This window comes from Actinoplanes siamensis, assembly GCF_016862395.1.
Taxonomy (GTDB): Bacteria; Actinomycetota; Actinomycetes; order Mycobacteriales; family Micromonosporaceae; genus Actinoplanes; species Actinoplanes siamensis.
Window position 1 is genome coordinate 45,772 of the sequence record NZ_BOMW01000068.1, and the last position, 18,340, is coordinate 64,111.

At 70.8% G+C, this 18,340-nt stretch carries 14 protein-coding genes; 7 read left to right on the forward strand and 7 right to left on the reverse strand.

Translation table 11 applies throughout. The features are described 5' to 3' along the window. Positions 1 to 41 precede the first annotated feature (41 nt). The 5 genes from Asi03nite_RS31700 to Asi03nite_RS31720 all read right to left on the reverse strand — a co-directional run bounded on the left by Asi03nite_RS31700 (position 42) and on the right by Asi03nite_RS31720 (position 6,273). On the reverse strand, positions 42 to 1,022 hold the full coding sequence (locus tag Asi03nite_RS31700; RefSeq protein WP_203684182.1) for an RsmA family anti-sigma factor: 981 nt from the start codon (positions 1,020 to 1,022) through the stop codon (positions 42 to 44). Continuing rightward, entirely contained in the window at positions 1,019 to 1,729 is a 711-nt protein-coding gene (gene sigM, locus Asi03nite_RS31705; RefSeq protein WP_239103058.1) for an RNA polymerase sigma factor SigM, read from the reverse strand. The genes Asi03nite_RS31700 and sigM overlap by 4 nt, the downstream gene beginning before the upstream one ends. A gap of 98 nt (positions 1,730 to 1,827) precedes the next feature. Continuing rightward, positions 1,828 to 3,381, reverse strand: a complete 1,554-nt coding sequence (locus Asi03nite_RS31710; protein ID WP_203684184.1) for a protein kinase domain-containing protein — start codon at positions 3,379 to 3,381, stop codon at positions 1,828 to 1,830. A 206-nt stretch (positions 3,382 to 3,587) separates the two neighbouring features. Next, on the reverse strand, positions 3,588 to 5,348 hold the full coding sequence (gene murJ / locus Asi03nite_RS31715) for a murein biosynthesis integral membrane protein MurJ (RefSeq protein ID WP_203684185.1): 1,761 nt from the start codon (positions 5,346 to 5,348) through the stop codon (positions 3,588 to 3,590). 49 nt (positions 5,349 to 5,397) lie between these two features. Further along, complete coding sequence (locus Asi03nite_RS31720) at positions 5,398 to 6,273, reverse strand: hypothetical protein (protein ID WP_203684186.1); 876 nt, start codon at positions 6,271 to 6,273, stop codon at positions 5,398 to 5,400. A 101-nt stretch (positions 6,274 to 6,374) separates the two neighbouring features. Here Asi03nite_RS31720 and Asi03nite_RS31725 point away from each other — a divergent pair, with 101 nt between their 5' ends. From Asi03nite_RS31725 to Asi03nite_RS31745, 5 genes are all read left to right on the forward strand, one after another. Beyond that, positions 6,375 to 7,805, forward strand: coding sequence for a CCA tRNA nucleotidyltransferase (locus tag Asi03nite_RS31725; RefSeq protein WP_203684187.1), 1,431 nt, complete (start codon positions 6,375 to 6,377; stop codon positions 7,803 to 7,805). A gap of 454 nt (positions 7,806 to 8,259) precedes the next feature. Further along, on the forward strand, positions 8,260 to 9,717 hold the full coding sequence (locus tag Asi03nite_RS31730) for a glycosyltransferase family 2 protein (RefSeq protein WP_203684188.1): 1,458 nt from the start codon (positions 8,260 to 8,262) through the stop codon (positions 9,715 to 9,717). After that, the gene (locus Asi03nite_RS31735; RefSeq protein ID WP_203684189.1) at positions 9,714 to 10,841 is read left to right on the forward strand and encodes a glycoside hydrolase family 113; all 1,128 of its coding nucleotides are present in this window, start codon (positions 9,714 to 9,716) and stop codon (positions 10,839 to 10,841) included. The genes Asi03nite_RS31730 and Asi03nite_RS31735 overlap by 4 nt, the downstream gene beginning before the upstream one ends. After that, positions 10,838 to 12,589 (forward strand): ArnT family glycosyltransferase, encoded by a 1,752-nt coding sequence (locus tag Asi03nite_RS31740; protein WP_203684190.1) that lies wholly within the window; start codon positions 10,838 to 10,840, stop codon positions 12,587 to 12,589. The genes Asi03nite_RS31735 and Asi03nite_RS31740 overlap by 4 nt, the downstream gene beginning before the upstream one ends. Beyond that, on the forward strand, positions 12,576 to 13,031 hold the full coding sequence (locus Asi03nite_RS31745; RefSeq protein WP_203684191.1) for a methylated-DNA--[protein]-cysteine S-methyltransferase: 456 nt from the start codon (positions 12,576 to 12,578) through the stop codon (positions 13,029 to 13,031). Before Asi03nite_RS31740 ends, Asi03nite_RS31745 begins: the two co-directional genes overlap by 14 nt. Before the next feature lie 70 nt (positions 13,032 to 13,101). Here the strand turns inward: Asi03nite_RS31745 and Asi03nite_RS31750 are convergent, their stop codons facing one another. Both Asi03nite_RS31750 and Asi03nite_RS31755 read right to left on the reverse strand, forming a co-directional pair. Continuing rightward, entirely contained in the window at positions 13,102 to 14,181 is a 1,080-nt protein-coding gene (locus Asi03nite_RS31750; RefSeq protein ID WP_203684192.1) for an inositol-3-phosphate synthase, read from the reverse strand. A gap of 23 nt (positions 14,182 to 14,204) precedes the next feature. Beyond that, positions 14,205 to 14,867 carry a PadR family transcriptional regulator gene (locus Asi03nite_RS31755; RefSeq protein WP_203684193.1) on the reverse strand — a complete coding sequence of 221 codons (663 nt, stop codon included), beginning with the start codon at positions 14,865 to 14,867 and terminating at the stop codon, positions 14,205 to 14,207. 161 nt (positions 14,868 to 15,028) lie between these two features. On the opposite strand from Asi03nite_RS31755, the gene Asi03nite_RS31760 reads away from it, so the two are divergent. Together Asi03nite_RS31760 and Asi03nite_RS31765 are read left to right on the forward strand one after the other, a co-directional pair. Further along, on the forward strand, positions 15,029 to 15,463 hold the full coding sequence (locus tag Asi03nite_RS31760; RefSeq protein ID WP_203684194.1) for a DUF5318 domain-containing protein: 435 nt from the start codon (positions 15,029 to 15,031) through the stop codon (positions 15,461 to 15,463). Between the two features lie 166 nt (positions 15,464 to 15,629). After that, on the forward strand, positions 15,630 to 18,340 hold a 2,711-nt coding region (locus Asi03nite_RS31765), incomplete at its 3' end, for a transglycosylase domain-containing protein (protein WP_203684195.1).

The following is an 18,340-nucleotide window of genomic DNA, read 5'->3' on the forward strand; positions in this document are numbered from 1 at the left end:
CCCCCGGTCCGGCTCGTGTCCGACCTCACGCGGGAGTGCTGTCAGCGTACCGGGACGGAACCCAGCGTGTCCGCGTCGCCACCGGGCAATCCACAGTCCGGACCGCTGGCCCAGGACCATCCGCCGTTGGCCGCGGTGAATCGCACCACCAGCGCCGGCTCGCCGCCGAAACGCGCGTAGTCGACGGTGTCGGCGGTCAGCGGACCGCCCCCGTTCTCCCGGGCGATCGCGGCGAGGCAGTCCAGCAGCGCCTGCTGGTCCCGCAGCCGGTCGAGCGCGGCGGCACCGGCCGGTCCGGCCATCGTGCTGGCGCCCTCCGGTGGGGCCATCGGCTCCCCTGTGGCACGCCGCAGGCTCTGCGCCAGGGTGCCCAGGGTGTAGTCGGTCCCGCTGTTCAGCGTCTGCCGCGGGGCGGCGGGCGCCGTCGCCTCGCCGGCCGCCGCCCTCGAACCGGCCGTGTCCGAGGCGCCCTCGTTCTGCCCCAGCAGCCCGTATCCGAAGAAGCCGGCGACGCCCGCGGCGATCCCGATCGGCGCGGCGACGCGGACCCAGCGGTGGTTGCCGCGCTTGCGGCGGCGCTGATCGAGGTCAATGACGGTTTGCGGTACGGCGTCGGAACCGCCCCGGTCGAGGCCGCCGATCGGAGGTACGGCGTGCGCCCCGTCCCCGCCCGGCGTAGCGCCGGCCTGTTCTCCCGCCGGTGTCGTGCCCGCGGCCCGGTCCCCGTCCGGTGTCGTGCCCGCGGCCCGGGTCAGGCCCACCTGCGGAACCACGCCGGCCCCGGCCAGCGCCGCGTCGATCCGCGCCACCACATCCACCGGCATCGGCTCCACCGGCAGCTCGCCGAGCAATGCCCCGACCGCAGCCATCCCGGGCTCCAGCAGTTCGAACGCCTCCCGCCAGGCCGGCTCCGCGGCGATCAGCGCGGCCACCCGCTCCGCCTCCGGGGTGCCGTCCAGGGCGCCGCCGGCATAGTCGGCCAGCAGGTCGATGTCGACCCCGTGGAACTCGGCGCCCGTCACCGCTGGTCCCTCCGTTCACGCCCGGTCGGCAGCGGCCGCGCCGCACCCGACCTGGATGGGACGTCGCCGTCGCCGCTCCGGTTCCCGTCGTGTCCCGGTTCACCGGGACCGCCCCGCAGCTCCCGCAGCTGCAACGCCATCCGTGCCCGCCCCCGCGCGCACCGGCTCTTCACCGTCCCCTCGGCGATCCCGAGCATCTCGGCCGCCTCCGCCACGCCATAGCCCTGCACGTCGACCAGCACGATCGCGGCCCGCTGGTCAGCCGGCAGGGCGGCCAGCGCCTCCCGCACGACCAGCACGGTGTCCTGGTCGGGAGTGAGCGCCACGGGCTCCGGCACGGCTGGACCGTCGTGGCCGACGCGGTGGCCGTCCGGCAGCGGCACGGTGGGGTGCGCCTGCCGCCGCCGGATCCGGTCCAGGCAGGCGTTCACCACGATGCGGTGCAACCACGTGGTGACGGCCGAGTCGCCGCGGAACCGGTCGGCCGCCCGGTGCGCCGACAGCAGCGCGTCCTGCACCGCGTCGGCGGCCTCCTCGCGATCGCCGGTGGTGCGCAGGGCCACCGCCCAGAGGCGGTCCCGGTGCCGCCGGACCAGTTCGGCGAACGCTTCCGGGTGACCGGCCACGTGGGCGCGCACCAGTTCGGCGTCGCTCGGCGCGGTGTCGTCCCCGCCGGTCCCGCCGGGTGGCACGTCCCGGAAAGTCACGCCAGCAATGTATGTCATCGGAACTGCCTTCCGGAGTCCCCCGGAATCACGAAAGAGGGGCGGTTTCCCGCCCCTCTTTCCGACGTTCTCGTGCGGGATCAGTAGCCGTACAGCTCGACCTCGTTGACGTTGACCTGGTAGCCCGGGGTGTCCTCGTTCCGGGGCAGCTTGCTCAGGAAGACCAGCACGTACTGGTACTTCTTGTCCGGGTCGAAGCCGTTCAGGATCTGCTTGTCACCGGTGTTCGTGTCGGCGCTGTCGGCGTCGCTGAGCCGGGTGTACGACTTGAGGATCTCCTTGTCGCCGTTCGACGTGTCGCCCGGGTCCTTCGTGCCGGTCCGGATGTCGACGACCGCGCCCGGGGCGGACAGCGAGACCCGCACGTCGGAGAGCGCCCGGGGCTCCTTCAGGCGGATCAGAACGCCCATGCCGTCCTTGCGGTCCCCGAAGTTCGGCGTCGTGTACCAGGACAGCTTCCAGGCGGTGTCGGAGTCGTCGTCGACCACGAACCGCGACTCGCCGCTGTCCTTCCGCTCACCGGGCGGCGGGTCGACGATGCGGACCATGTCGGCGGTCAGCGGAATCTTCTTCGGGTCGCCGAGCGGAGCTTCGCTGGCCGTGCCGGCGTCGCTGGGCTGGGCGCCCACGTTCGCGTCGACCACCGTGGAGGCCGACGGGTCCGGCTTGCCCGAGCCGTTGATCGCGCGGATGCCGAAGACCAGGCCGATCGCCGCGATGATCACCAGCGCGCCGACACCGAGCAGGATCTTCGGTGCGCTCTTGACGGGCTCGCTCGGCCCGCTGCCGGCCTGCACGAAGCGGAGCGGGCCGACCTCCTCGTACTCCTCGTCCTCGGCCGCCGCGTCGAGCCGCCCGAGCTCGGCGGTGAGCGCCTCGGCGGACGGGGCCGCCACCCGCCGGTCGAGCAGGTCCATGGTCAGGTCGTCGAGATAGGCCGGGACACCGGCCCGGACCTGCCGGGGAGTGGTCGGGGTGCCGGAGCCGTCGCGGGACGCGTCGGGCAGCGCCGAACGGCCCACCTCGGCGTGCGGCCAGCGGCCGGTGAGCGCGAAGTAGAGCAGGCCGCCGACCGCGCGGACGTCGGCCTCCGGACTGTCCGCCGCGTCGGCGCGGGCGTCGGCCAGCACGACCCGGCCGTCGTCGCCGATCAGCGTGGTGCCGGGGTGCACGTTGCCGTGGATCATGCCGGTGGCGTGCACGGCGGTCAGGGCGTCGGCGACCGAGTGCGCGATCGCGATCGCCCGGGCCGGGTCCAGCTGGCCCTCGGCGGCGACCAGATCGCGCAGCGACTCGCCGTCGACCCACTCGCGCACCACGTAGGCCCGCTGCTGCTCGTCGATCGCGTCGTAGACGCCTACCAGATTGGGGTGGATCACCCGGCTCGCCGCGACCGCCGCCTGCAGCATCTCGGTGGCGGAGTCGCCGCCCGGATGCCGGAGCACGACCGCGACCGGCCGCCGGAGCACCACGTCGATGCCACGCCACACCTGCCGGCCCGCGCTGTCGTTGTTGACGTGCTGCTCGAGCTGGTACCGCTCGGCGAGGATCTCCCCGGCGGCGGGCTGACCGAAGGTCAAGACCGGTCCGGCCTCGTCGGCCGTGGTCTCATGGCCTTCGCCGACCTGGGTCACCAGTCCTCCCTCGGTGGTGCATTCCTGGGTGCTCGGGGCAGAGTGCTCCTGAGCACATGCCGACAACGACCATACCCGTACGGAGCCATGCTCCGGCAGGTCGTCCCCCGGCGCGGCATCGGCGCGGCCCCGTACGAACGGGTGGTTTTCGGATCAGTCCGGTGGAACCATGCCTGTTCAGGGCAGGTCTGGCGGCCGGCGGTAGCTCACCGGCCGATTTTGCGGCGCACCATCCCGACCACCTGGCTGATCTCCTGCACCCGCAGCACGGTAGCGGCGGCCAGATACGCGACCAGGATCACCGCGCCGCCGACCACCAGCTGGATCAGCGCCTCGATCCGGCCGTCCGGCTCGGCGGCGCCCGGCAGCAGGTGCACGACCAGGTAGCCGAGCCCGGCGGCCACCGCGGCCGCGAGCGCCACCCGGATCAGCCCGGCGGCCACCGAGCCGAGGTTCAGCCGGCCCACCTTGCGGCGCAGCACGGCCAGTGAGATCAGCGCCGAGACCAGGTACGAGACCGCGTTGCCCGCGGTCATCCCGGCGGCCAGCAGCGACTTGCTCAGCATCGCGGCGAACACCAGGTACGCCCCGATCCGGACGGCGACCACCGGCAAGTTGATCAGCGCCACCGTCTTGTTGCCCTGCAGCGCGTAGAACGCGTAGGTGCACAGGTAGCTGACCGACAGCGGGATCACCGCGAACGCGGCGACGGTCAGCACCGTCCCGGTGTCCAGGGCCGCGTCGTGCGTGTAGTTGCCGCCCTCGAAGAGCATCACCGCGATCGGCACCCCGAGCACGGCGTAGACCACCGAGATCGGGGCCAGCGCGGCGACGGTGAGCTTGATGCCGCGGGTCAGGTCGGCGCTGACGTCGGCGTACCGCCCCTCGGCGGCGGCCGCGCTCATCTTCGGCAGCAGTGCCGTCATCACCGACACGCCGATGATCCCGTGCGCCATCATGGTCAGCAGGAAGACGTTGTTGAAGGCCAGCACGCTGGCGCTGCCCTTGCCGGCCACCCGGTTCAGAATCTTGACCATGACGAAGACCGCCACCTGGTTGGCCGCCACGTAACACAGCATCCAGCCGGCCAGCCGGCCGATCTCGCCGAGGCCCAGCGAGCGCGGGTCCCAGCTGAACCGCCAGCGGAAGCCGACCTTGCGCAGCGCCGGCAGCAGGCCGAGCGCCTGCATCACCATGCCGGCCAGGGTGCCGCCGCCGACCAGCGCGATCTGGCCGGCCGAGATGTTCTCGACGGTGAGGTCGCCGCGGCCGAAGACCAGCAGGAAGACGCCCGCGGTGGCGATCACCACCAGGTTGTTCAGGATCGGGGCCCACATCGGCGCGGCGAAGTGCCCGCGCACGTTGAGCACCGCGCCGATCAGCGCCGAGACGCCGGTGAAGAAGATGATCGGCAGGATCAGGTAGGCGAAGTGGGTGACCAGATCCCGGTAGGCGGCGCTGTTCTCGTCGCTGGCCTGGATCGCGGTGATCACCGGCGCGGCCGCCACCACCAGCAGGGTGGCCAGGCCGAGGCTGACCACCGCGAAGGTGAGCAGTTTCTGGGTGAACGCCTGGCCGCCGTCCGGGTCGGCCTTGCGCCGCCGCACCAGCAGCGGGATCAGCACGCTGGACAGGATGCCGCCGAGCAGCAGCTCGTAGATCTGGTTGGGCAGGAACTGGGCGCTGGTGTACGCGTCGCCCACCCCGGCGCCGAGGGCCATGCCGATCAGCGCGTTCCGGACGAAGCCGATGACCCGGCTGACCAGGCTGCCGATTGCCATGATCGCGCTCTGCCCGGTGGTGCTGCCGCCGTCGCCGCCACCGGCGGGCACGTTCTCCGGGGGCAGCGCCTGGTCCCCGCCGGCGGTGAGCGACTGGTCGTCGATCGAGACGACGGTCACTCCGTCCTCCGGGCGCGGGTCACCGTCCGGCGCCGCGTGCGTGCTGCGGTACAGGCCGCCGCTCACCCTTGCCTCCCGAGCCGTACCGATGTTGGAGTCACCATAGAAGAAAACGTCATACGTGGTGACGCAGGAGGGTGCCGGGTTCCGCGCCGGCCAGTGTCTCCACGACCCAGCATGCCTCCAGCGGCGCAAGGGGCTCACTCAGCGCGTCCAGCACGGTCGGATGGTCGCAGCCGGCCTCGGTCAGCGCGCCGAGCAGGGCGGGCACGTCGCGCAGATCACCGGACCCGGCGATGCGTCGGGCCAGTGGGCGCGTCCGGGCGTACCAGCCGTGGTCCGGGAATCCGGCGAGGCGGGCGGCGGCCCGTCGTACCAGATCGGAAAGATCCTCATGGGGGAAGCGCTTGTCGGCGCGAACCTGGTCGCCGCCCTCCGCGGGCCCGCTCAGGGCCGCGATCGCGGCCTCGTCCAGCACCTGTGGCGACGGCACCGGCGGCGCCGGCCACCAGCGGTCCTCGGCGAACAGCGGCAGCGGGGCCTGCTCCGGGCCGGACGGCGCGGGCGGGGGCACCTCGCGGCGCAGCGACCGGTACGCGGCCTCGCGCATCGCGGCCGCCGCGAGATCATCCTCCGCCGTCGGCGGGGCGAACGGCGAGAGCAGCGCGATCACCAGGCCCGGGTGCGGCAGGGTGGGGTCGTCCAGGGCGATCACCCGGGCGCACGTCTCCAGCTCCCACCAGCGCAGCGCCGCCGGATAGGGCCCGGCGGCCGGCGCCCGGCCCAGCTGGACCGGCTCACTGGCGGCCGGTCGGCGCAGACCCAGCGAGCGCTCGCCGGACGGCAGTTCGATCTCCAGGACCAGGGCGTACCCGTCCAGCACCGGAAAGGACGACCAGAGCGAGTCGGGGAGGAAGTCGGCGTCGCTGATCTCGCCCGTCCAGAACCCCGGATCGAGGCTCAGTAGGCGCAGCGCCTCGGAAACGGGCACACGTCCATCCTGCCCGCTGTGTTCCGGAGCGACCACGGCGGCATCCCGCGCCCCACCCACCGCCCCGATGCGGACCTGCGGGCGGATACCCTGGTAACCCCATGTCTGTGTTGAACAACGCCCAGCAGAACGCGGTCGCCGAGTTGCTCCGCGTGTCACCCCTCGCCGATGAGCTGGGGCGCCGTTTCGGCGCCGCCGGCCACGAGCTGCACCTGGTCGGCGGCTCGGTACGGGATGCGCTGCTCGGCCGCCTCGGCGACGATCTCGACTTCTGCACCGACGCCCGGCCGGAGCAGACGCTGGAGGTCGTGAAGGGCTGGGCCGACGCGATCTGGGAGACCGGCCGCGAGTTCGGCACGATCGGCATCCAGAAGAACGGGCTGCGGATCGAGATCACCACGTTCCGGGCGGAGGCCTACGACGGGGTGACCCGCAACCCGGTGGTGTCGTACGGGAGCTCGCTGCTGGACGACCTGTCCCGCCGCGACTTCACCATCAACGCGATGGCCGTGTCGCTGCCCGGTCACGAGTTCACCGACCCGTTCGGCGGGGTGGCCGACCTGGCATCCCGGATCATCCGGACACCTGCCGCGCCGCAGATCTCGTTCGGCGACGATCCACTGCGGATGCTGCGGGCCGCCCGGTTCGCGGCGAAACTGCGGTTCACTGTGGACCCCTCGGTCGTCGCGGCGATGCGGGACATGGCGGCCGACCTCGACCGGATCACCGCGGAGCGGATCCGCGACGAGTTCACCAAGCTGATGTGCGGCGCGGACCCGATCGCCGGTCTGCGCCTGCTGGTCGACACCGGGCTGGCCGACCGCTTCCTGCCGGAGATCTCCGGGCTGAAGCTGGAGATCGACGAGCACGCCCAGCACAAGGACGTCTACGAGCACACGCTGATCGTGGTGACGAACGCGATGCGGCTCGAGGGCGACTCCGGGCCGGACTTCGTGCTGCGGATGGCCGCGCTGATGCACGACGTCGGCAAGCCGGCCACCAAGGCGGTCGGCCGCGACGGGCGGGTCAGCTTCCACCACCACGAGGTGGTCGGCGCGCGGCTCACCAAGCAGCGGATGAAGGCCCTGAAATACCCCAAGGACCTGATCTCGGACGTGGTCGGGCTGGTCGCGCTGCACCTGCGCTTCTACGGGTACGGCCGGGGCGAGTGGACCGACTCGGCGGTGCGCCGCTACGTCACTGACGCCGGCCCGCTGCTGTCCCGCCTGCACAAACTGACCCGATCCGACGTCACGACGCGCAACCGGCGTAAGGCCGGCCAGCTGGCCGCCGACTACGACGCGCTGGAGGAGCGGATCGACCGGATCGCGGCCGAGGAGGACCTGGCCCGGGTCCGCCCCGACCTGGACGGCAACGCGATCATGGAGCTGCTCGGCGTGCCGCCCGGCCCGATCGTCGGCCAGGCCTGGCGGTACCTGAAGGAGCTCCGTCTGGACCGTGGCCCGCTCGATCGCGACGAGGCCGAGGCCGAGCTCTACAAATGGGCCCGAGAGCAGGGCCACATCGCCTGACCGGTCGGCGCCGGGGCCGACGTCCCGGCCCTGATGGCGGCCGGCGCGCCGCGGATCGGCCGCGCCCAACCGGGGTGGACGCGGGCACCGGAGCCTCGCGTCGGCACCGGGAATTCGTCTCGGCGCGAGAGTGCGGTCACTTTGGGTGAGGTCCGGGCCGTCCAAACGGTCAGGCGGGCCGGAACGGCACAAATTACGGCCCGGGGCCGGGCGCAAACATCGGAATTGCGTCGGAAAAGGCCCATGACCGATCCGTCCAAAAGGTGGATGCACCTGGCTTGCCAGGGCCGGTCGATGCTCCATAACCTGCACTTCTGCACGCGCCGGCGGCAATTCCCGGCGCGTCGACGGAGGGTCGGGCGGCATGGCGGGCGAAACGGAAAATGCCGTCGGCAGGCGTTCGGGCGAAACTGCCGCGAAATTGCTGAGCACGGGTCAGAAGGCATTGGCGGGCGTGGTTCTGCTCACGCTGTGCTGCGGCCTGTTCCTGGCCCCTCGACGAACCGTCACCGCGGTGGCCGCCGTGTGCGTCGGCTTCTACCTGGTCTTCGCCCTGTTCAAGATGCTCGTGACGGTGGCCGGGCGCGGGCACCGGACGCTGCTCGGCACGGTGCTGCCCTCCTCCCGCCGGCTGCCGCACTACGGGGTCCTGCTGCCGGTGCACCACGAGGCGAACATGCTGCGCCGGCTGGTGGCCCGGGTCGGCGGGTTGCACTACCCGCGCGAGCTGCTGCACATCTACCTGTTGATCGAGCAGGACGACGAGGAGACCCTGGCGGCGGCCGCCGAGATCGGGCTGCGCGTGCACGGGGACGGCCGGCCGGCGCGAGGGCCGCTGAGTCACGTGGTGGTCGTCGTCATTCCGCCGGGCGGCCCGAGGACCAAGCCGAACGCCATGAATGTGGCATTTCCCCTGGTGGTTGCGGACGGTTGTCGTTACGTCACCATTTATGACGCGGAGGACCGGCCGGATCCGGACCAGCTGCTCCTGGCGGTGGCCACGTTCCGCCTGGCCCGGCGCGATGTCGTCTGCCTGCAGGCGGAGCTGGTCTTCTGGAACGACGACACGAACTGGGTGTCCGCGCTCTACTGGGTCGGCTACAAGGTTCATTTCCGGCATTTTCTGCCCGGCCTGGCCCGGCTCGGCCTTCCGGTCCCGCTGGGTGGCACCTCCAACCACTTCAAGGTCAGCACGCTGCTGGAGGTGGCGCTACCCGGTGGCCTGGTCTGGGATCCGCACAACCTGACCGAGGACGCCGACCTGGGCGCGCGCCTGGCGGCGGCCGGCTACCGCGTCGACCTGCTGGCATCGGTGACGCTGGAGGAGGCGCCGGTCTCCAGCCGGGTGGTCGACAAGCAGCAGCGCCGGTGGAAGGGCGGCTACCTGCAGACAGCGCTGGTGCACAGCCGGCGGCCGGTGCGCGGCGCGGCCCGGATGGGTCCGCACCGGTGGCTGGCGTTCCTGCTGATGACCTTCGGCACGCCGCTGACGTTCCTGCTGAATCCGCTGTTCCTGGCGCTGGCCGCGGCGTGGTTCGGGAGCGGCTGGGAGCCGATCGGCGACCTGTTCCCGGCCCCGGTCTACTACACCGCCACGGCTCTGCTGGTGATCGGCAACTTCGGCATCATGCTGGAGCTGGTCCAGACCACGCTGGCCGAGGCGCCGCGGACCAGGGGCCGGTTCGGCCTGCTGAAGTACATGTTCATGTCCCAGGTGATGTGGCTGTGGATGAGCTTCTCGACGTACGTGGCGGTCTTCGAGCTGCTCACCGGGAAGCGGGGCTGGCACAAGACCCCGCACGGGCACGCCGAGACGGACGACGACCTGGAACCGGGCCTGCTGCTGCCCGCGCAGGTGCCGCAGCAGCGCCAGGCGGCCGCGTTCCACCTCGCCACTCCGGGCGCGCCGTGAACCGGAGCCGGGCCGCCGTCGCGCTGCTGCTGATCGCGACCCAACTGGCCGCCTGCACCCGGCTGGCGCCGAGCGCGCCGCGGCGCCCGCAGCCGGCCGAGTCCCTGCCGGAGCCGTCGCGGTCCGCGCAGTCGGCGGGACCCGCGGTGCGGACCGTCTCCGCAGCCGCGCGGGCCACCACGGCTCAACTGGGCGTCCAGATCTTCTGGCACGGCGTCAACGACCCGGACGCGCTGCGCGCCAACGCCACCCGGCTGCTGGACTATGTGGTCGGTCTGGGCGCGAACAGCGTCGGCATCACGTTCCCGATCTCCGTCGACGGCGCCCGGCCCACCAGGGTCTACGCCACCCCTGGCGTCACCCCGACGCCGAGCGACCTGCGCGAGCTCGTCGCCCTCGCCCGGGAGCGGGGCCTGCGCGTACAGCTGCGGCCCCTGATCGACGAGGCCAACCTCAAGGCCGCCGTGGCCTGGCGCGGGTCCATCGAGCCGCGCAGCGTGAGCGGCTGGTTCACCTCGTACACCAATCTGCTCGTCCCGTTCCTGGAAGCCGCCCAGGAGTCCGGCGCGGACGTCTTCGTGATCGGCTCGGAGCTGGATTCCCTGGTGCGGTACGAGTCGCAGTGGCGCGCCGTCGTGGTCCGGGCCCGCACCCTGTTCAGGGGTCGCCTGGCCTACGCCGACAACTGGGGATCCTGGGCCACCGGGCGGCCCACCGTCCCCGGCGTCGAGCCGGGCGTCGACGCGTACCCCAAACTCGGCGTCGACGACTCGTCGAGCACCGCGAAGATCACCCGGGCGTGGACCGCCTGGTTCGGCAACCGGCCGGCTGACCTGACCCGGACCGTCGTCCAGGAGATCGGCATCGCCGCCACCTCCGGCGCCTACCACGGGCCGGCGGCCTGGCCGAGGGGGCACGAGACGCTGCGGCCGGACATCCAGATCCGCTGGTTCGCCGGGGCCTGCGCGGCGGCGAGATCGTTGCACCTGGCCGGGATCTACTTCTGGACCCTGGACGCCTGGGCGGACCCGGCGAACGCCGCCGGCTACGACGTCGGCTCGTTCATCGGCCGCGGCGACCAGGCGATCAAGGAGTGTTTCGCGAACGGGTGGCCGAGCCGATGACCACGTTTCTGCCGGCCGGCGAGCCGCCCACCGAGCGCCTGGTGACGACGGCCACCGAGCCGCCCACCGAGCGCCTGCTGACCGACACCGAGGAGCCGCCCACCGAACGGCTGGTGACGCTGACCCAGGAAATCCGGATCCGGCACGCGAAGCGGCTGCGCCACGTCGGGGACCGGCCGGCCGGGCGGCGCCCCGACCGCGCGATGCTCGCCGTCGCCCTGGCCGCGACCGTGCTCGCCGTCGCCGCCTGCGTGTACTTCTACCGCACCGACCGGATCCTCGGTTACCACGACACCTACTCGCACCTGGAGATCAGCCGCCGCCTGCTGGTCGGGCGCACCACAGGCATCGCCCAGCTCGGCGCGATCTGGCTGCCGCTGCCGCACCTCCTGCAGTCGCTCTTGGCGTGGAACACGACGCTCTACACCACCGGCCTGGCCGGCTCGATCGTCTCGATGACCGCGTTCGTGGCCTGCGCGGTGCTGATCTACCGGATCGTCCTGGTGTACCGCCCGGACCGGACCGCGCCGGCGGTCACCGGCGCGGCCGTCTTCATGCTCGGCGCGAACCTGCTGCACCACCAGGCGACGTCGATGGACGAGCTGCCGTTCTACGCGTTTGCGCTGGCCGCGACGTACGGCATGATCCGGTGGGCGGACACCGGGCGGCCGAATCATCTGCTGTACGCCTCGATCGCCAGCATGCTGGCGATGCTCTGCCGGTACGAGGGCTGGTTCCTGGCCGGGATGCTGGCCGTCGCGGTCCCGGTGATCGCCCGCCGGACCGGCCACTCCTGGCGCGACACCCGCGGCCTGACCGGCATGTTCGCCGTGTTCGGCGTGCTCACCTCGTCGATCGGCTGGATGCTCTACAACTGGATGATCGCCGGGTCGCCGCTGAACTTCCTGAACGGCCCCAACTCGAGCGCCGACCAGATGGCCCGGCGTACCACGGACGTCGAGACCGGCAGCCTGAGCAAGACCCTGCACGCGTACGGCGGCGCGCTCGTCGCCGACCACGGGCTGGTCCTCCTCGGGCTGGCCGCGGCCGGGCTGGTCGTCTTCCTGGCCGGGGAGCGGCTGTCACCCCGGTCGCTGCCGATCTTCGCGCTCGGCTCCATCGTCCCGTTCTTCCTCTACACGATCTACAGAGGACAGGCGCCGATCGGCATGCCGCCGGTCAACGAATACGTCCTGAACGCACGCTTCGCCCTCGTCGCGGCCCTGCCCGCGGCCGTGCTCGTCGGTTACCTGATCGCACGGCTGCCCCGCCGCGCCGTACTGGTGGCGTCGGTGCTCGTGGTCGCCGGCCTGGCCGGCCTCTCCGCCACCGCGTTCCGCCGGGGCGACCTGGTCAGCGTCCAGGAGGTGACCGAGGACCTGTCGGCGCAGCGGGACCAGGTACGGGTCGCGACGTTCCTGCGGGAGCACACCGACGGCCCGATCATGCTGAGCCTGATCGGCAACGAACGGGCCGCCTTCCCGGTGCTGGACCGGGTGATCTACGACGGTACGAAGGTGGGCCGCCGCAACGTCTGGGGACAGGCGCTCAAGTCGCCGCTCTCGGCCGGCGCCGAGGTGGTGCTGATGCGCGGTGCCGGGCCGCGCGGGGCCGACCAGGTGTACGACGCGCTGCACGGCACCCCCGCGATGGACGCGTACCACGTCGTCTACCGGGCCGACGGCTACCTCGTGTACGAGCTGACAGTCGTGCCGGTCGGGCAGACTGGGAGCCATGTTCGTCGTTGACTCACCCATCGGGCGGCTCGGCGTGCTCGTCGAGGATGACGTCGTGGTGGGGGTGCGCTTCGGCGCGCGTCCCGGCCCGGAGGCCGCGCACCCGGTGGCCGAGCAGCTCAGGGCCTATTTCGCGGGCGAGCTGACGGATTTCACGGTGCCGGTGGAGACGCGCGGCGGCTCCGAGTTCGAGCGCGCGGTGTGGGCCGAGATCGCCAGGATTCCGTACGGGGAGATGCTCACCTACGGCGCGATCGCCACCGTCCTTGGCGACCCGGGCGCGGCGCGGGCGGTCGGCACGGCCTGCAACCGCAACCCGGTCCCGGTGATCGTGCCGTGTCACCGGGTGGTCGGCGCGGGCGGGAAGATGGTCGGCTTCGGTGGCGGGCTGGAGCGCAAACGCCGTCTGCTGGAGCTGGAGGCGCGGGTGGCCCTCACCCGGGCCTGGGGCTGAGCGCCGCGCCGTACCCGCAATGGGAAAGGCCGGCCCACAGCGTGAGCCGGCCTTTCCCGTCAGGGGCGCGTCAGCGCTCGACCTCACCCTTGATGAAGCCCTCGACGGCCTGGTGCGCGTCGTGGTCGCTGTACTGCACCGGCGGGGACTTCATGAAGTAGGACGACGCCGACAGGATCGGGCCGCCGATGCCGCGGTCCTTCGCGATCTTCGCGGCGCGGACCGCGTCGATGATCACACCGGCCGAGTTCGGCGAGTCCCACACCTCGAGCTTGAGCTCGGCGTTCAGCGGGGTGTCGCCGAACGAGCGGCCCTCGAGACGGATGTACGCCCACTTGCGGTCGTCCAGCCACGGCACGTGGTCCGACGGGCCGATGTGCACGTCGCTCTTGATCATCTCGTGCGGGATCTGCGAGGTCACCGACTGGGTCTTCGAGATCTTCTTGGAGACCAGGCGGTTGCGCTCCAGCATGTTCATGAAGTCCATGTTGCCGCCGAAGTTGAGCTGGTAGGTACGCAGCAGCTCGACACCACGGTCCTCGAACAGCTTCGCCAGCGCGCGGTGCACGATGGTGGCGCCGACCTGGCTCTTGATGTCGTCGCCGACGATCGGCACACCGGCGTCCTCGAACTTCTTCGCCCAGACCGGGTCCGAGGCGATGAAGACCGGCAGCGCGTTCACGAAGGCGACGCCGGCGTCGATGGCGGCCTGCGCGTAGAACTTGTCGGCCTCCTCGGAGCCCACCGGGAGGTAGGAGACCAGCACGTCGACCTGGGCGTCCTTGAGGACCTGGACGACGTCGACCGGCTCGGCCGAGGACTCCTCGATGATCTCGCGGTAGTAGGTGCCCAGACCGTCGAAGGTCGGGCCGCGCTGCACGGTGACGCCGGTCGGCGGCACGTCCGTCAGCTTGATGGTGTTGTTCTCGCTGGCGACGATCGCCTCGGCCAGGTCCATGCCGACCTTCTTGGCGTCCACATCGAACGCCGCGACGAACTTCACGTCGGAGACGTGGTAGTCGCCGAAGGTCACGTGCATGAGACCCGGGACGCGGTCGTTGGGGTCGGCGTTCTTGTAGTACTCCACGCCCTGCACGAGGGACGAGGCGCAGTTACCCACACCGACGATGGCGACGCGGACGGAGCCCATCGCGTTTGCCTCCTTGTTGTTCATCACGGCCGGTCCAGGTGCGGACGCGGTGGTTCCGGGGGTGCCGAGCCCGCCTGCGGCGTGCCGCCGGCGGGAGCGGGGTTGGTCGCGCCGGTGAACCCGGCGCGGTGACGAAAGGCCGGGGTACGCCCGGACCGCTCGTTGGTGATCAGCTCTTCCAGCCAGCGGACCTCGCGCTCGCACGCCTCGAGCCCGTGTCGCTGCAGCTCGAGGGTGTACGCGTCGAGGCGGTCGGCGGCGCGGGACAGGATCTCCCGCAGCCCCTCCCGTTGCTCCTCGACCCGCCGGCGACGGCCTTCCAGGATCCGCAGCCGGGTGGCCGTGTCGGTGCGGGAGAAGAAGGCCATGTGCACCCCGAAGCCGGCGTCGTCGTACGTCTCCGGCCCGGAGGCGGCGATCAGCTCGGCGAAGCGCTCCTTGCCCTCCGCCGTGATCTTGTAGACAACCCGTCCCCGTCTGCTGGTCATCGGGGGAACAATCTCGTTGTTGTTCGCCTCGGCTTCGCTGATCCAGCCGGCCAGCTTCAACCGCTTCAGGGTCGGGTACAAGGTCCCGTAGCTGATCGCGGCACGCAGCGTGCCCAGCTTGGTGGCGAGCTCCTTGCGGAGTTCGTAGCCGTGCATCGGGGCCTCCTGCAGAAGTCCGAGGATCGCCAATTCCAGCACCTCGTCCCCTCCCAGAAGTCTGTCCCGATGTATCGGCCCGATACATCGCAACCGTAGATCGGGATGTCCGCCGTACGCAACCCGGACATGCTGCGCGGTCGCCACGCCACGCTCCGTGATGACGGTCGCCGTGGGAGCGGTGACCGCGTACTCTCTTCGCCATGCGTACGCAGCGACAGGTGGTGGACTACTCGCTCCAGAGGCGGGCAGTGCTGCGTGACGTGCGCGATGGCCGGATCAGCGCGCTCGAGGTCTGCGACGCGTCGCCGTACTTGAAGAACGCGGCGACCTTCCATGGCGAGCCCACCGATGAGCGGTGCCCGATCTGCCGCCGCGACAATGTGACGCTCGTCCATTACGTCTATGGGGACGAGCTCAAGCAGTCCGCCGGGCAGGCCCACAAAGCCGCGGAATTGTCGGTCCTCGCGATGACGCTCCGTGAGTGCCAGGTCTTCGTGGTCGAGGTGTGCCGTTCCTGCTCGTGGAACCATCTGATCGAGCGGTACCTGCTCGGCCGGGACGCGCTCGGCGACGACGAGCCCCCGATGCAGTGGAAGACCGGTTCCGATTCACACGTCCGGGAGGGCCGGCGGTGAACCGGATCGATGTCGTTAACGTGGAAACGTTCAGGACCGCATCGGGCACCCAGCGCCGAAACCGGTCATTTCAGACGTCCGAACAGAACGCCCGCTCGTGGCACGGTCGCCGGGATCCGATCCCGGACAGCCCGGCCGCGCCCCCGCGAACGGTAGGTGTGAGGGAATGAATCCGTACGGCGAACCGCAGAACGCACGAGCCCGGGCCCAAGTGCCCGGGTCGTTCGCTGCTTCCGGCCCCGACGACGAGGAGCGTCCCGGCCCCGACGCGTACCGGCGGCCATCCGGCTCCGCGTCGGTCGGCTCGGCCACCCCGGGACGGGCCTCGGTGGGCGGCTCGGCCGCGGTCGGTGGCCGTGCCTCGGTGGGTTCGGCGTCGGTCGGCGGTGCTCCGGTCGGTGGCCGTGCCTCGGTGGGCTCCGCCTCGGTCGGCGGTGCTCCGGTCGGTGGCCGTGCCTCGGTGGGTTCGGCGTCGGTCGGGGCCGCCCCGGTCGGTGGCCGTGCCTCGGTGGGCTCGGCCGGCGTCGGCGGCCGCGCCTCGGTGCCGCCCGGTGGCCCCGGTGGCCCCGGGGGTCCGGGTGGGTCCGGCGGCAGCGGCGGCTCCGGCGGCAAGCGCCCGCGCTCCAAGGCCGACAAGAAGTACCGCCGGGCGAACATCCTCACCGCGGCGGCCGCCGTGCTGGTCATCATGATCGGCGCCGGCATCGTGGGCGGTACCTACTTCTTCGACGACGTCGAGCTGCCCACGCCCAAGGCGGAGGCGCAGATGAACAACATCCTCAACGCCAAGGGGCAGCTGCTGGCGCAGCAGGGCGAGCCCCGGATCAACGTGCCGTACCAGAACATGTCGTTGACGATCCAGCATGCCGTCGCGGCCGCCGAGGACAAGAACTACTACACGCACAACGGCATCGACATGAAGGGCATCGCCCGCGCCGCGTGGAACAACTTCACCGGTGGCGACAAGCAGGGCGCGTCCACGATCACCCAGCAGTACGCGCGGCACGTCGCCACGCTGAAGGAGATCAGCTACAGCCGGAAGCTGCGTGAGGCGGTGATCGCCCGCAAGCTGGAGTCGAAGTACAGCAAGGAACAGATCATGGGTCTGTACCTGAACTACATCGACCTCGGTCTTGGGCGGCAGGGCGCCGAGGCCGCGGCCCGCGGCTACTACGGCGTCACCATCAAAAAGGGTGGCGAGGGCAAGCTCAAGGAGATCAACCCGTACCAGGCCGCGGTGATCGCCTCGATCATCAAGCAGCCGTACCCGACGAACACGCACGGCGGGTACGACCCGGTCACCAACCCCACCGCCTCCAAGGAGCGGTGGGAGTACACGATGAAGAACATGCTCGCGATGAAGTGGATCAGTCAGAAGGAGTACGACGAGCGGGCCTGGCCGAAGCCGATCGACCAGAAGAAGGCCTCGACCTGTCCGACCTGCTGGGACGGCAAGCCGTCCCAAATGATCTCGCGGCATGTCACCTACGAGCTGGCGCAGCTGGGCATCACCAAGGAGCAGGTGCAGAAGGGTGGTCTGACGATCACCACGACGATCGACCCCGTGGTGCAGGCGGCGGCCGAGAAGGCCGGCTCGGCGTCGAGCAAGAGCTCGCCGCTGAACGGGCGGCCGAAGACGTACCAGGCCGCGGTCATCGGCATCGATCCGAACACCGGTGAGGTGCTCGCTTACTACGGCGGCGAGGATCCGGTCGGCACCGACTACGCCGGTTACATGTCCGGCGACGGCACCGGCGTGGTGCAGGCGGGCGGCCAGTCGCCGGCCTCGTCCTTCAAGATCTACACGCTGTCGGCGGCGCTGAAGGCGGACTACTCCTTCAGGACCATCTGGGACGGCACCAAGAAGCGCGCCAGTGGCCAGGCGATCAGCAACGCCGGTCAGGACCCGGGCGCCACCTGTGTCGGTGGCGGGCACAGCATCACCAACTGTGACCTGGAGCAGGCGACGATCAAGTCGTACAACTTCCCGTTCTACTGGATGACCGACCAGCTCGGCGTCTCCAAGGTCATCAGCGCTGCCAAGGCGGCCGGCATCCAGTACATCTGGAACAACGACGGCAAGCGGATCGACCTGAACAAGACCGACGCCTCGACCTGGGACAAGAACTTCTCGGACGAGATCGGCTTCGGCCAGTTCCGGGTGGTCCCGCTGGAGCACGCGACAGGCGTCGCGACGATCGTCGCGCAGGGCGTGCGGCACCAGACCCATTTCATCAAGTCCATCAAGTCGGTAAACCCGGACACCGGCAAGGTGACCAGCATGAAGACCATCTCCACCAAGGGCGACCGGGTCTTCGACGCCGCACAGATGTCCGACCTGACCGCGGTGCTCAAGCAGATTCCGGAGCACGCCAAACACACCCTGCGCAACGGTCGCCAGGCCGTGGGCAAGAGTGGTTCGTGGGAGCTCAACCAGGCGCAGAGCAGCAAGAACGGTGACGCCTGGTTCGTCGGCGGCATCCCGCAGCTGGCCGCGACCGTCTGGGTCGGTGGCAAGGGGAACCGCGTCGAGCTGACCGAGCCGGGCGGCAAGAAGAAGATGTTCGGTTCCGGCACCCCCGCGTCGATCTGGAAGCAGTTCATCGACACGGTGACCGAGGCGAAGAACTGGGACAAGGAGTCGTTCCCGGACCGGATCCGCGGCGGTAACGACAGCCTCGGCAACGGTGTCGCGCCGCCGGTCGTCGAGCAGCCGCAGCAGGACAACAACGAGGTCTGTGGCGCGCTGTCGTTCCTCTGCGGCAACAACGGCGGCGGGAACAACAACGGCGGCCCGGGCAACAACGGCGGTCCTGGCAACAACAACGGCGGCGGGAACAACAACGGCGGCCCGGGCAACAACGGCGGTCCTGGCAA

Excerpts from the sequence above, each read along its gene's own strand:
- Asi03nite_RS31725 (WP_203684187.1), top strand. The coding sequence starts at position 6,375 with ATGTCTGTGTTGAACAACGCCCAGCAGAACGCGGTCGCCGAGTTGCTC.
- Asi03nite_RS31740 (WP_203684190.1), top strand. The coding sequence starts at position 10,838 with ATGACCACGTTTCTGCCGGCCGGCGAGCCGCCCACCGAGCGCCTGGTG.
- Asi03nite_RS31745 (WP_203684191.1), top strand. The coding sequence starts at position 12,576 with ATGTTCGTCGTTGACTCACCCATCGGGCGGCTCGGCGTGCTCGTCGAG.
- Asi03nite_RS31750 (WP_203684192.1), bottom strand. The coding sequence starts at position 14,181 with ATGGGCTCCGTCCGCGTCGCCATCGTCGGTGTGGGTAACTGCGCCTCG.
- Asi03nite_RS31760 (WP_203684194.1), top strand. The coding sequence starts at position 15,029 with ATGCGTACGCAGCGACAGGTGGTGGACTACTCGCTCCAGAGGCGGGCA.